Annotated in this window: 11 protein-coding genes and 1 tRNA gene; 6 read left to right on the top strand and 6 right to left on the bottom strand. The window is 60.8% G+C overall.

The window, feature by feature from the left end:
* Positions 1 to 12: 12 nt before the first annotated feature.
* On the top strand, positions 13 to 2,052 hold the full coding sequence (locus RFM52_RS23330) for a lytic transglycosylase domain-containing protein (protein WP_320294956.1): 2,040 nt from the start codon (positions 13 to 15) through the stop codon (positions 2,050 to 2,052).
* 224 nt (positions 2,053 to 2,276) lie between these two features.
* Positions 2,277 to 3,152, top strand: coding sequence for an alpha/beta fold hydrolase (locus RFM52_RS23325; RefSeq protein WP_320294955.1), 876 nt, complete (start codon positions 2,277 to 2,279; stop codon positions 3,150 to 3,152).
* A gap of 99 nt (positions 3,153 to 3,251) precedes the next feature.
* Here the strand turns inward: RFM52_RS23325 and RFM52_RS23320 are convergent, their stop codons facing one another.
* From RFM52_RS23320 to RFM52_RS23305, 4 genes are all read right to left on the bottom strand, one after another.
* Positions 3,252 to 4,328: a tyrosine-type recombinase/integrase gene (locus RFM52_RS23320; RefSeq protein ID WP_320294954.1), complete on the bottom strand. Its 1,077-nt coding sequence runs from the start codon at positions 4,326 to 4,328 to the stop codon at positions 3,252 to 3,254.
* Positions 4,329 to 4,573: 245 nt separating this feature from the next.
* Positions 4,574 to 5,638 (bottom strand): porin, encoded by a 1,065-nt coding sequence (locus tag RFM52_RS23315; protein WP_320294953.1) that lies wholly within the window; start codon positions 5,636 to 5,638, stop codon positions 4,574 to 4,576.
* A gap of 98 nt (positions 5,639 to 5,736) precedes the next feature.
* A complete protein-coding gene (locus tag RFM52_RS23310) occupies positions 5,737 to 5,988 on the bottom strand; it encodes a GIY-YIG nuclease family protein (RefSeq protein ID WP_320294952.1) in 252 nt (83 codons plus the stop codon).
* 94 nt (positions 5,989 to 6,082) lie between these two features.
* Positions 6,083 to 6,173 (bottom strand) — tRNA-Ser (locus RFM52_RS23305).
* Between the two features lie 449 nt (positions 6,174 to 6,622).
* Here RFM52_RS23305 and RFM52_RS23300 point away from each other — a divergent pair.
* Entirely contained in the window at positions 6,623 to 7,780 is a 1,158-nt protein-coding gene (locus RFM52_RS23300; protein ID WP_320294951.1) for a porin, read from the top strand.
* Between the two features lie 301 nt (positions 7,781 to 8,081).
* Here the strand turns inward: RFM52_RS23300 and RFM52_RS23295 are convergent, their stop codons facing one another.
* Positions 8,082 to 9,758 carry a tetratricopeptide repeat-containing sulfotransferase family protein gene (locus RFM52_RS23295; RefSeq protein ID WP_320294950.1) on the bottom strand — a complete coding sequence of 559 codons (1,677 nt, stop codon included), beginning with the start codon at positions 9,756 to 9,758 and terminating at the stop codon, positions 8,082 to 8,084.
* Between the two features lie 920 nt (positions 9,759 to 10,678).
* On the opposite strand from RFM52_RS23295, the gene RFM52_RS23290 reads away from it, so the two are divergent.
* Positions 10,679 to 11,791, top strand: coding sequence for a pyridoxal phosphate-dependent aminotransferase (locus RFM52_RS23290; protein ID WP_320294949.1), 1,113 nt, complete (start codon positions 10,679 to 10,681; stop codon positions 11,789 to 11,791).
* Positions 11,792 to 11,857: 66 nt separating this feature from the next.
* On the opposite strand, the gene RFM52_RS23285 is transcribed toward RFM52_RS23290, so the two are convergent.
* The gene (locus RFM52_RS23285; protein WP_320294948.1) at positions 11,858 to 12,346 is read right to left on the bottom strand and encodes a MarR family winged helix-turn-helix transcriptional regulator; all 489 of its coding nucleotides are present in this window, start codon (positions 12,344 to 12,346) and stop codon (positions 11,858 to 11,860) included.
* A 147-nt stretch (positions 12,347 to 12,493) separates the two neighbouring features.
* Here RFM52_RS23285 and RFM52_RS23280 point away from each other — a divergent pair, with 147 nt between their 5' ends.
* The gene (locus RFM52_RS23280; RefSeq protein ID WP_320294947.1) at positions 12,494 to 12,775 is read left to right on the top strand and encodes an acylphosphatase; all 282 of its coding nucleotides are present in this window, start codon (positions 12,494 to 12,496) and stop codon (positions 12,773 to 12,775) included.
* A 581-nt stretch (positions 12,776 to 13,356) separates the two neighbouring features.
* Entirely contained in the window at positions 13,357 to 14,004 is a 648-nt protein-coding gene (locus RFM52_RS23275; RefSeq protein ID WP_320294946.1) for a TetR/AcrR family transcriptional regulator, read from the top strand.
* The last annotated feature ends 22 nt before the right edge of the window (positions 14,005 to 14,026 follow it).

Raw genomic sequence — 14,026 nt, 5'->3', positions numbered from 1 at the left:
CCAGGATTGAACATGCCGACGAGGCGGCCTCATTTCTTCGCGCTCTTGGGAGCGATCGTCGCGCTGACGCCCACTGTGGCGATCGGCGGAAGCGTCGACGTGCGCGCGACGGCTGCCATCCCGGCGCCCGACACACCGCAGGCGCCCGGGCAGACGTCGACTGCGCTGTCCCCCGACATAGCGCAACTGAAGAGCGGGCTCGATGCGCTCGCCGCCAACAACATCGCCGGCGCGCGCAATGCGCGCGACACGCTGCCCGCCACCTCGCTCGACCGGCACATCCTCGCCTGGGCGATCGCGCTTTACGGTGGCGACCAGGTGCCGAGCGGCGAGATTGCCGACGCGGCCAAGATGCTGCCCGGATGGCCCGGCACGATCGCGCTGCGCAAGAACAGCGAGCGCGCGCTCTATCGCGAGGCCCCGCCGCCGCAAATGGTGGTGCAGGCCTTCGGCCGCAGCCAGCCGCTGACGCCCGAGGGTGTGATCATCCTTGCCCGCTCGCACATGGCGCTGGGCAACCAGGCCGCGGCGCGCGCGGTGCTGGTGCCGTTCTGGCGCACCGAGAAGCTGGAAGCAAAGGACGAGGCGACCGTCATCAAGGAGTTCGGCACGCTGATCCCGGCGGCCGACCATCGCTACCGCATGGAGCGCATGTTCTATGCCGACCGGCCGTCCTCGGCGCTGAGGGTCGCCGGCCTCGCCGGCGCACAGCCCCTGGCGGATGCCTGGGCGGCGGCCGACAAAGGCGACAAGAACGCCGCCAAGCTCTTGAAGGCGGTGCCTGCGGCGCAGCGCTCCGCCGGCTATTTCTTCGCCGAGGCGGAATATCTGCGCAAGCAGCAGAAATTCTCCGATGCCGCCGCTGTCGTGATGAAGGCGCCGGCCGATCGCGATTCGCTGGTCGATCCCGATGCCTGGTGGGTTGAGCGCCGCGTGCTCTCGCGCGAGCTGGTCGACCAGGGCGACATGAAGACCGCCTATAAAATCGTCTCCATGCACGCCGCCGAGAGCTCGCTGAATGCCGCCGAAGCCGAATTCCACGCCGGCTGGTATGCATTGCGCGGCCTCAACGACCCGGCGACCGCCGCAGGGCATTTCACGCGCATCACCGAATTCGCCCAGGGACCGGTGTCGCTGTCGCGCGCTTATTACTGGCTCGGCCGCGCGGCGGAAGTCGGCGGCCCAGGCAACGCCAAGGATTATTTCACGCGCGCGGCCGGCTACGGCACGACCTTCTACGGCCAGCTCGCCGGCGAACGCGTGGGTTTGAGAACGCTCAACATCGCCTACCCGAAACCGAGTGCCGCCGACCGACTGAGCTTTGACAACCGAGAGGCGGTCGGCGCGATCAAGCGGCTGCAGGAAGCAGGCTACGACCGCTATGCCGAGACGCTCTACCGCGACCTTGCCGGACAGCTGACCAGTCCGGGCGAGTTGGCACTGCTTGCGGTGCTTGCCGAAAAGCAAGGCAACCATTTCATGGCGCTGAAGGTCGGCAAGATTGCCGCCCAGCGCGGCATCGATGTCGGCGCGCTGTCTCATCCGCTGGGCGTCATTCCCGATTCGGCCAATATTTCGGGATCCGGCAAGGCGCTCGCCTATGCCATCGCCCGCCAGGAAAGCGAGTTCAACGTCGGCGCCGTTTCCAGCGCCGGCGCGCGCGGCCTGCTGCAGTTGATGCCGGGCACGGCCAGGCAGTTGGCGAAGAAGGCGGGCATGACCTTCTCGCAGGCGCGGCTGACGACAGATGCCGGCTACAATGCGGCGCTCGGCTCGGCCTTTCTCGGCGAGCAGCTCGACCGTTTCAGCGGCTCTTATGTGCTGACTTTCGCCGGCTACAATGCCGGCCCGAACCGCGCCGCCCAGTGGGTGGCGAAATACGGCGACCCACGCGGCAAGGACGTGGACGCCGTCGTCGACTGGATCGAGCGGATTCCCTACACGGAAACAAGAAGTTACGTTCAGCGCGTGATGGAGAACTACGAGGTCTACAAGATGCGTATTTCGGGCAAATACGACATCGTGGGCGACCTCGTGAACGGACGGGGCTGAGCGCTTCTCCTTCTCCCCTTGTGGGAGAAGGTGGCCGAGCGAAGCTCGGTCGGATGAGGGGTGTTCCGGCGAAGTGAAACGCTGGCTTTCCCTGGAGCACCCCTCATCCGACCTCGCTTCGCGAGGCCACCTTCTCCCACAAGGGGAGAAGGAAAGAACTCCCATTTGACGATCCCTACCCTCGCCTGTAGCTGTCGGTCACCTCAACGAGGAGCGGGATTGCGATGGCCAGCGACGGTTTCTCCGACTTCTTCTATGCCGCACCCGACGGGCTGAAGCTCCATGCCCGTATCTATGGTGAAGCGAATGCCGGTGGCTTGCCGGTCGTCTGCCTGCCCGGCCTCACCCGCAATGCCCGCGACTTCCACGAACTGGCGCTCCACCTTTCCAGCAAGGCCACGAGCTCGCGCAAGGTCATTGCCTGCGACTACCGGGGCCGCGGCCAATCCGACCACGATCCGGATATCGGCCACTATAATGTCGGCGTCGAGGCCGGTGACGTGCTTGCCGGACTGTCGACACTCGGCATCGAAGAAGCGGCCTTCATCGGCACCTCGCGCGGCGGACTGATCATCCATGTGCTCGGCGCGCTGAAGCCGGCCGCGCTGAAAGCCATCGTGCTGAACGACATCGGCCCGGTGATCGAGGCGGAGGGCCTTGCCCATATCCGCTCCTATCTCCACCGTGCGCCGAAACCGAAGACATTCGCCGAGGCGGTGGACGCCCAGCGGCGCGTGCATGGCGCCGATTTCCCGGCGCTCACGGGCGCCGACTGGGCGCGCATGGTACGGGCAATCTGCCGCGAGACGGAGGCCGGCTGGGTGCCGGATTTCGATCCGGCCCTGGTCGACACGCTGGCCGGCATCGATCTCAGCAAGCCGCTGCCGGACCTGTGGCCGCAGTTCGACGCGCTCGCCGCCATTCCATTGCTCGCCATTCGCGGCGCTAACTCGAAACTGCTTTCCACGGCAACACTTCAAGAGATGCAGGAGCGGCATCCCGGCATGGAACAGATCACCGTTGAAGACCAAGGCCATGCGCCCTTCCTGGAAACCGGCGACTTGCCTGGGAAGATTGCCGCGTTCCTCGATCGGGTCTAATATCGTGTAGAAATCAAATAAAGCCCGAGACTTTGTCAGTCTCGGGCTTCACCGCTGAAATATAGTTTTGCGCAGGCCGGCGGGTCCGATCCGCTCGATCTATTCGCCTTTCGAGCGCTTGCGGGACGCCTTGACCGGTTTCGGCCCTCTCGCTTTCCGAGACGATGTGGCGGGGGTCGGCGCGGTGAGGGGCGACGCGAACACGGAGTTCCCGGCCGACCGCGGCGAGGCTTCATCGCCGCGCGGCTTTTCCAGAACGACGACACAGCCATCGAGATCGTTGGTGGCCAGATGCGCGTAACGCATGGTCACCGACAATGTCTGGTGGCCCAGCCACATCTGGACGCGCCTTATGTCGATACCGCCCTGGACGAGACGTGAAGCGCAAGTGTGACGCAGAATGTGCGGCACCACCTGTTCATCGGCGCCGAGACCGACTTCCGTCTTCGCTTCGTTCCAGATCGCGCGATACTGCGCCTGTGTCAGCTTGGTGAACGGGCCTTTCGGCCGGCGCCCTTCCGTGTTCGGCGGCAGCTTGATGACTTCCTTGACGCGCTCGGTCATCGGAATGGTGCGGCTGCGGCCGGATTTGGTGATCCAGAAGGAGACGCGATGCTCCTGGATGTCGTTCCAGATCAGGCCGAGCGCCTCGCCGAGGCGGCAGCCAGTATCGACCAGGAAGACGGAAAGCCTGTAGGCATCCTCGCTGCGGTTCCTGATCGCCGCGAACAACCTCGCCTCTTCGTCCCTTTCGAGGAAACGAATCCGTCCCGCCCGCTCCTTCTGGCGGCGGAACTCCGGCAAGCTGTGGATATCTCCCATCTTATGCGCCTTACGCAGCAATTTGCTGAGGGCAGCCATCTTGCGATTGATGGTTGCATTGCTGTTGCCGCGCTGGCGCAAGGTGCCGATCAGGCTGTCCAGGGTATTCTGGTCAAAGGTGCTGAAACGCTCTCCTAAAAGGATCTCGTCTATCTCACCGATGAAAGAGCTGACATTGTATTTATGCCGCCCATCATCCCAGAGTATATCTCGATATGCTGCGAAAAGCTCTCCAACCCTATACGATTTTACTTCTCTTATCTTGTTGTAAGTGTATCGAAAGTTCGAATTTTGAGAAGAAAACACCGCAAAATAGTCAGAGGGCACCCCCTCTTGAATTGCTTCGTTCGACATTTTTGGACCACACCCCCGAGTGGATAGACACAGCTAACCGCTTGGAAGCGTCCTTTCAAGAGTTATAAGTCGGACAATAACGACCTCATCCGCGGCTGCGGATCCCACGAAATCGTCATCGCAGACTCTCGTTCAGCTATCGAACCCCCTTTTTTCCTGCGTTTTGTCCCTGCCCAGCATCAGAACAAAAGATGCCCGGGCGTTTTGGCGCCCGGGCTTTATTTCAGCTGTACAAATTCCAGCCCTTAGAAGTCGCGCTGGAAGCGGACCCAACCCCCAAAGCCGTCGGACTTGGCGTGATAATCGCTGGCAGAAGCATTCATGTAATCGAGTTCGCCGATGACCGTGAAGCCAGGAGCCAGGGAATGGGCGACGTTCGCTGCCAACCCGAAAGTCTTGCCTTCATCATAGGAAAGCTGGGCATTGAACGAGGTCTTCTCGTTGAACTTGTAGGTGCCACCACCATAGACAGCCCAGTTGCCGTCCCAGTTCTTGAAGAAGTTGTGGACGACGTTGTCCTCGGAGCCGTAATTCACCATGGCCCACAGCGCAATCGCGTCGGAGGCGTTCACGTCGACGCGGACCTTGCCAGCCCACTCTTCGTAATTGCTGTCATATGCGACAGTGCCGCTGATTCCACCCCAGCCCTGCGTCCACTTCACGCCGCCGACGACGTGCGGAATATAGCTGTCAATCGTGTTAGCGCCCTGCCCATCTTCCAGAGACACCACGGCAGAGAAGCCGTTGCCGGCGTCGAAGTAGTACTGGACGACGTTGGTGTCGAAATCGCCACCGTAGCCGACGATCGAATCGCTGATGACGTTGCCGGCGTAACCGCTGAACGTGTCAAAGGCCGTCTCGTCTTTACCAACACGGAAACCACCAAGCTGGATCCAGGCGAAGTTCAGCGACCAGCTGCTGCCGGACTCATCATCCCAACCATCTTTAAAGTTGAAGCGTTGCTCGGTGTAAGTCTTCAACGTACCGAGCTCGGTTTCCTGGCCGGTCCAGGTCTTCAGCGTGAAGCGGGCCTGCTTGTGATAGGTATCGTGAGTGCCGTCACCCATACGGTCGGGCACATCCGCGTGACCGTTAAGGTCGCCCACGCCGATGTCATAGCGAACATAGCCGCCGATGCGCAGGCAGGTTTCGGTGCCCGGGATGTAGAAGTAGCCGGCGCCGTAGACGTCGCAGATCTTGACGTATTCGGCCGGTTCCGGTTCGGCGACGGTCACCGCGTCGGCGGCGCGAGCACCGGAAACTGCGATCAGGGCCGCAGCTGAGCCAAGAAGAAGGCTCTTGATGTTCATTTTCTGACCTCCAGTCAGAATCGAACGGAGGAGGTCGGCGAAAGCAGTTCGTTCCGCTAATTTTCACTTTCACTTCAATAGGATAACTTCAATTGCCATCAATCGCGCACCAGGCGCCAAAATCGTTTGCTGGCGAAGGCCTTTCCGGATCCGGTCTTGAAATATTGCTCGAGCTGCCGGGCGTTGGCCTCGGTTTCAACCGCGATATAGGCCTTCAAGGCGACAGGCAAATAAGCCTTGGTAGAAGTCACCTGGCCTGACTGGTGCGATTCGAAACGACGTCGAAGATCGTTTGTCGATCCGACATAGACATCGCCGTTATGGAGCTGCAGGAAATAGACGTACCACATGGTCCCCCTACGCTACTTCGTAGCTTCGGGCGACACTCCTACGCCCAAATGCGGCTCCGGGTGGCCTGCCACCCGAAGCCCGCAGGGCGTAGGGTGGCGGAGAGGATGGGATTCGAACCCACGAGAAGCTTTTGACCTCTACTCCCTTAGCAGGGGAGCGCCTTCGACCACTCGGCCACCTCTCCGTCGCGCCGCTGGATAAAGAAAAGCGCCGGCACAATCAACAAGCCCGCGCCATAATCAGCGAAAAATCAGCTGGCCCGCGCGTTCACGCCGCTTCAGGTGGCGATTCTGCGGCAATCGCCTGGCGGTCGACTCAGCCGCCTGCCGCATTTCAGTCCGTCCTTTGCCGGATTCGGGCGGATTCAACCGGCATGCGGACCTCGATGGTTAACGAGAGCTTTCTGAGTGAGGCCAAATCGTGTCATTTGTGCAACAACCCTCGGGGATAGCGCCCGGACAGCCCTCGCGACGGTACGATCGTGGTTGAACGGCGCAGGCTCATGGGTAATGTCAGCTTCGAAGGAGCGGCGCGGTGCGCATCTTTTTCGGTAGTGGGGATGGGGCAGGGAACGCTGTCCTTCAGCAAAAAATACCCAGACCCGTTTTTTAACTTTTGACTGGAGGTCAGAAAATGAACATCAAGAGCCTTCTTCTCGGCTCAGCTGCGGCCCTGATCGCAGTTTCCGGTGCTCGCGCCGCGGACGCGGTGACCGTCGCCGAGCCGGAACCGGCCGAATACGTCAAGATCTGCGACGTGTACGGCGCCGGCTACTTCTACATCCCGGGCACCGAAACCTGCCTGCGCATCGGCGGCTACGTCCGCTACGACATCGGCCTCGGCGACGTCGGCTCGTTCGACGGTTCGAAGGCCTTCGACGTGCGGTCCGGCAAGGAGCAGTCAAACTGGTCCAAGAATGCCCGCTTCACGTTGAAGACTTGGACCGGCCAGGAAACCGAGCTCGGCACGTTGAAGACCTACACCGAGACCCGCTTCAACTTCGGCAACAAGAACGACTACGCCATCACCACCAGCGACGCCTTCAATCGCGCCCACAACAAGGGCGTTTCGCTGAACTTCGCCTGGATTCAGCTCGGTGGCCTCCGCGTCGGTAAGGATGAATCGGCCTTCGATACGTTCATCGGCTACGCCGGCAACGTCATCCAGGATACGCTGGTTCCCTACGGCAACTTCGACACCAATGTCGTCCAGTACTACTTCGATGCCGGCAACGGCTTCTCGGCTGTGGTCTCGCTCGAAGAAGGTTCCGGCAAGGAGACGATCGACAGCTACGTTCCGCACGTCGTCGGCGGCGTGAAGTACACGCAGGGCTGGGGTGACATCGTTGGCGTGGTTGCTTATGACAGCAACTATGAAGAATGGGCAGGCAAGATCCGCGGCGACTTCAATGTCACGAGCGAACTGTCGCTGTTTGCCATGTTCGGCTACGGTTCCGATAAGCACCTGCTGGACGACGCTGGCAACTTCGTCGACGTGCACGGCCGCGGCTTCTACAAGCAGTGGGGCGGACACTGGGCGTTCTGGGCCGGCGGCACCTACAAGTTCAACGAGAAGACCGCGTTCAACCTCCAGGTATCGGGTGACCAGGACAAGAACTACGGCGTCGCGGCGAACGTCGCCTACACCGTTGTTCCCGGCCTCACGGTCACGGCCGAAGTTGACTACGATCACTTCGGTCACTTTGACGATGGTACCCCCTTCGGCAACTGGACCAACGCCGACAAGAAGAACAGCGTCGGCGGCCTCCTTCGCTTCCAGCGCGACTTCTAAGGCACAAGATACCTTTGAAAAAGAAACCCGGCGGGCGACCGCCGGGTTTTTGTTTTTTGTTGCCACGGCCTAAGGCATGGCCAGCCTTGAATCCGCGGGTTGGTGCCCCTCTCCACGTTCGGCCGAACAATTGATGGGATGCTGGGGCGGCTGTCTAGCCGGGCACGGTTCAAATATGGACGGCCTTTGGAAGCCATCACATCGGGAATGCCCACATAGAAGCTTAATCAATCTGCTCGACGAACCGGTAGTTCGGCGAGATTGGCTGCTGGCGCCAGCCCTTGCGAATCGATTTGTTCGATCAAACCTCAGCCAGATCGCCCAGGGCATCGATCAGTGGCCGAATCTCGCTTTCATAATTCTTCCACCGCTTAACGGATGACTTGTAAATCGGCTGGCGAACCTGCCATTTGCTAAAGGTATTTACCGAGCCATCTCTGTCGAAAAACCGTAGGCAGGCGTCATCCCAAGGCAATCCGAGATAGTTTATCAAGCGGCGCGATTGTTCCTCTTGGCTTTCAATCAATGTTTCATATCGATTTTCGAAGATGCGGCCCGGAAGAACCTTGTCCCAATGCCGCATCAGGCGATCATATTCGCGGTAGTAAAGCCCAAGCGTCTCAAGATCGGCGCTGTAGCTGTGCGCTTCATTGAACTGTAGCACGAAACAGGAGATGCAATTGTCGATGGCATCGCGGCGACAATGAATTACGCGTGCGTTGGGGAAGAGAAGGCAGATCAGGCCGATCAGCTCGAAATTGTGCGGCATCTTGTCGACGATTCGAAGCGCGCCAGGAGCCCGCTCGCGCAAATAAGCAAGGTGCTCCTCGGCCAAAATCCTGGCCAAATCGGGGGTAATCGTCGCAATCGATTCGCCGAGATTCGCGTTGGAGCGTTTCGCGAAGCCGATCCCATTGGCGACTCGTCTGAGCTTGCTGAGTTCGCCGGCGCCATGAACATCGGGATGGCTGGCACAGATCTGCTCTGTCAGCGTCGTGCCCGAACGAGGCATGCCCAGAACGAATACGGGCAACTCCGAGGGATTGCCATAAGCGGCCCTTGAAGCGAACAGTTCCGGGGTGAACGTTTCGATCATGGCGTCGACCCAGCGACGATATGCTTCCAGATCGAATTTAAGACCCCCGGCTTGATTCCCTGCCTTGTAGTGATCCATCGCCTCCTTATAGCGGCGGAGATCATTGAGGACTTTTCCGGCAGCATGATGGAGCGTTGCGGCTCCTTCCGACCCGTGGCTCGGGTCTCGAAGCTCCTTCAGGATTGCCGCGAGTTCCGATGGCTCCGCCGTGAATTTGCGTGTTTGTACAAGCGCGCTGTACGCGGTCGGTACCGCGATGCGCTCTTCTATTGTCTCTTTCAGAAGAGCCCCGGCTTCGTCCATACGACCGAGGCTTGCGAGCGTGTGAGGCAGTCCCAACCGGGCCGCGGGATGATCTCGGTTGATCTTGAGCGCCTTCTCGAACAGCGGCAGCGCCATTTCCCCCTTGTCAAATGCATTATAGGCGTCGCCCAAGCTGCACAGTGCTTCCACCAGATCCGGCTTCAACTCCAAGGCGTGCTGAATGTGCTGGATCGCAAGAGAAAATTCGCTGAGCCTTAGGTAAGTTTCGCCGAGGCTCAGGTGGTAGTAGGGGTTTCCAGGCTCTTCGCCGACAGCCCTGGCAAAATACCGCAAGGACTTCTCGTCATCGTATCCAACGCCGAGGGTCCCCAGCATATACATCGCCAGCGGATGGTTTGGCGTCCTATTCAGAACGCGAAGGCATAGTTCTTCGGCCTCTGGTAGTTGCTTAGCTTTCTGAAGCACGAGCGCCTGCCGCAACAGCATGTCGTCGGCTTGATTGCGAGGTCGGGCGGCCCGCAGCTTGGATTCCGGTAGCGCAGCTTTGGGCGGTATGGCCTTCGCGGCAGGTTGAGTTTTGAGGTGCTTTGCCCAAGCGGGCGGCAATCGAGAATTCATGGCTTGTCGCTAGCAAAAAAAAATTGCCAAATCCAGTATAGCAGGCTTGCGCAGGCGAAATTGGACGACACAGCCGCGTTGACGGTGCTCCAGTCAGGCGTTAGCCGCATCGCCCTCCTCCACAACGACCCTCTTCGACGAGCCTTCGCATACGTCGTCGCCTTTCCAATTACATCGCGGAAAGAAGGGCGCACTGGGCAAGCAGGCTGGGGAATGTGGCTCTCATGCGGGGGCCATGCTCAAGACTCTGGCGCGGCCAACTGCTTCGTCAAGCGATAGCTAATATAGATGTCATCCATTTGATCGATGAACCCTGCGGGGTTTGTGCTAGGCTACAGGGGTCTGTTTGGGTGCCAAGATCGTCGATTTGAAAAGCTGTCAGTCCTAACTCGGGGGAGTTCAACAATGTCTGCATCACGACTTGCATTGGTTTCCATGCTGAGTGCCATTCTCGTAGTGGCCGGTGCCATTGGCTTGGCGTCCGCAAGAGGCGGCGGGAGAGGCAAAGGCGGCAACGATGCGCCCATCACAACCAGTCTTCCGGCAAGCGGAACCACAAAGCAGCTAAAGTCATTCAAAACCTTCGGGGGCAAGACATGCCGGAGCGACTATACCCGGCTTTGCCCAAGGATGCCGATCGGCAGGTGCGATCTTCAAAGCAAGATCGGGCAGTTATCGCCTGCTTGCAAGGCTTTCGTTGTGAACCATCGATAAAGTCGTAGCGAATCTGCGAGGCGGGCCGGCCTTCGGCTGGCGAAGCCTTCAGCTGTGCCGCCTTTGACGAGGCTTCGGTCTTGAGGTTGCTCTGCCCGGGCGGGCGGCAAACGGCGCGGGAGTATTCTGCCACGAAAGCAGGCGGCAACTTGCGTTGACCAAGCGGCCACGCTAGCAAGAACGCTCCCTCCACGCGAGCTTTTGCCATGCGCCAGCGCCCTTCCCTCACGCCGATCATCGGTGCGCTTCCCACCACGGTGCCGTTCGTAGGCCCTGAGGCGCAGGAGCGTGAGCGCGGGCGGCCGTTCCGCGCCCGCATCGGCGCCAATGAAAGCAGTTTCGGGCCTTCGCCGCGCGTCATCGCCCGGATGGAGAGCGTCGCCCGCGACCAGTGGATGTATTGCGACCCCGACAACTACGAACTGAAGGTGGCGGCCGCCGCGCATCACGGCGTGGCCGTCGAAAACGTCGTCGTGGGCGAAGGCATAGACGGCCTGCTCGGCCTGGTGGCGCGCATGTATGTCGGCCCAGGCGAGGCCGTGGTCACCTCGCTCGGCGCCTATCCCACCTTCAATTTCCACATCGCCGGCGTTGGCGGCCGCCTGGTGACGGTGCCCTATGCCAACGACAAGGAAGACCTGGACGGGCTTCTCGCCAAGGTCGCGAGCGAAAAGGCGCCGCTGGTCTATCTCTCCAATCCCGACAATCCGATGGGAAGCTGGTGGGAGGCGCCGGATGTCGTGCGCTTCATCGAGGCGCTGCCGGAAACCACCATGCTGGTGCTCGACGAGGCCTATGGCGAGTTGGGGCCGGCCTCGGCGCTGCCGGCGATCGACGTCGCGCGGCCGAACGTCATCCGCATGCGCACCTTCTCCAAGGCTTACGGCCTTGCCGGCATACGCTGCGGCTACGCCGTGGCGGAGGCGGAGGTGATCCGCGACTTCGAGAAGATCCGCAACCATTATGGCGTCAGCCGCATGGCGCAGATCGCCGGCCTCGAAGCGCTGGCCGACCAGGACTACCTGTGCTCGGTGGTGGTGCGGGTGGCGGCAGGCCGCGAGCGCATTTCAGCTATCGCCAGACAGAACGATCTCAAGCCGCTGCCGTCGGCAACCAATTTCGTCACCATCGACTGTGGCCGCGATGGCTCCTTCGCGCTGAAGGTGATGCAGAACCTTTTGTCGCGCGACGTGTTCATCCGCAAGCCGATGGTGCCGGTGCTCGACCGCTGCATAAGGGTGAGCGTCGGCCTCGACCATGAGCTCGACATCTTCGCCGAGGAATTGCCGGGCGCGCTCGCGGCGGCGCGGGGGAACTGACCGAACCCTGGCCTTTATGCCTGCTTTCCGGGGAGCAGAATGTGCTTCCCGGAGCAGATCGGCAATTCACATTCCGGCGGCTGCCAGCAGGCGCGTCACGCGGTTCAGCGCATCGGAAAGCTCCGCGGCTTCCTTGTCCCCGAGTTTGACGATCAGGCGGGCAAGATCGCGGTTCGTCGCCGCTTCGAGATCGACCAGCGCGGCTTTGCCCCGCTCGGTCAGGATGAGAACGGGCTGGCCGTTCTCCGGGCCATCGCGCATTTCAGCCAGTCCCATGGCGGTGAACTTTCGAAGGACCCTCATGAGATAGGCAGGGGCGAGGCTGAGTTCGCCGGCCAGCTCGGACGCCGCGGACGCGAGATCGAGATGAAACATGCGCGCCAGCAAACCAACCCGTCCGTCGCTTGGTCGGGGCTTACGCCCGAGCTCGAACAGCACGCGGGCTTCGGCCAGCGTGTAAGGGCTCTGCATCAAGGTCTCGTCAAGCAGCCCGACCAGCCCGGTATAGAACCGGTTGAAGCGACGAATCTCATGGACCAGGGCTTCGTGCGGCATGCCGACCTCCTTGGGGACACTGCAGCCGACAATTTCCTCATTAGTTGACTTAGTCAATTATTTAATCACCAGACCACCTATCCCTCAAACTGGTTGCATTTGACCTTTCGTGCTCCAGATTGATGGGCGAAGGTTCTGGAGCAGACGATGGAAGGTGAGCAAAGAGCCGTTCGGGCGCGCGTTTTCGGCACGGTGCAAGGTGTGAGCTACCGTGTCTGGACGCGCGGCGAGGCCACGCGTCTCGGGCTGAGAGGTTGGGTGCGCAACGAGCGCGACGGCTCGGTCGCCGCGCTGATTGCCGGCGCCGATGCCGCCGTCACGGCGATGATCGAACGCCTGTGGCAAGGGCCGCGGGGCGCGCTCGTCTCGAAGGTCGAGATCGAGGAAGCGACCGACGACGCGCCTATGGACTTCAGGATCGTCACCTAGTTCCCCAACACAGTGATTTTGAAAGATTGCGGGCTTGTCGAGCAAGGTCATCAACGTCCGTTGGAGTCGTCAGCGCAAAACGTTGGCGATAAGCTGAAGGCTCCTGAACCTCGTCATTCCAGGGCGGAGCAAGGAGCGAAGCGACGCGCGCAGACCCTGGAATCCATGCCGTTACCGAGACCGAAGTGTGCATCGGTGCAGAATTCTGGGCCGCCGCGGCGCTTTCATGTCACGGCATGGATCCTCGGGTCCGCGCGCGTCGCTTCGCTCCTTGCTCCGCCCGTGGATGACGACCACGATAGGTGTCTCGGCCAATCGCCAAGGCAGAGGATCTGCCAACGCACACGAGCCAACCGGTCAAAACTTCTGTGTTGAGGAACTAAACCAGGTCGCGTGAAAAAGGATTCACGCGACCTGCTTTAAGTTTTTGATTTTAAGCATGTCTTTGTCCCGAAACCGGACCCACTTTCGGGAGACATGCTTTAGTCTCATCTTGTCTTCGCAAACCAAGGAAGGAATGGGTATACGATGCATCTTGAATTAATTGAACGTTCGTTTTATTATTGCCGTTGGAGGCGAACATGGCACGCACCACAGGCTCCGACGGGGAAAAGACCGAAGCGGCCGTCCGCGAGGCGGCGGTCAACCTGATCGCGCGCCTCGGCTATGAGGCGATGTCGATGCGGCAGCTGGCGGCGGAGGTCGGCGTGCAGGCGGCCGCGCTCTATCGTTATTTCCCGACCAAGCAAGACCTGCTTTTCACCTTGATGCGGGAGCATATGGAAGGCCTGTTGCAAGCTTGGGGCGTGGCGCGACCGGCCACGGCCGACCCGGAGAGCCGGCTCGCCGCTTATGTCGAAAACCACATCGCTTTCCATATCGGGCGGCGCCACGCCACCCATGTCTCGAACATGGAATTGCGCAGCCTCTCGCATGAAAGGCTGACACAGATCCTCAAGATGCGCACGGCCTATGAGAAGGAACTGCGCACCATCCTGCGCGACGGCGCGGAGGCCGGTGTCTTTCAGGTCGACGACACCGGGCTCACGGCCATGGCACTGATCCAGATGATGACCGGCGTCATCGTCTGGTTCCGGCCGGGCGAACGACTGTCGATCGCGGAAGTCACCACGACATATCTTTCGATGACAATGCGCCTGGTCGGCGCGACAATCAGCCATGGCACCGCGCGTCCCTCGGGGCGCGCCAGGGACGCCGTGGTACTCTGATACGGGCACGATCTCCGCGAAG

The organism is Mesorhizobium humile (genome assembly GCF_033977215.1).
GTDB classification, from domain to species: domain Bacteria; phylum Pseudomonadota; class Alphaproteobacteria; order Rhizobiales; family Rhizobiaceae; genus Mesorhizobium; species Mesorhizobium humile.
This window is presented reverse-complemented; position numbering and strand designations above follow the sequence as displayed.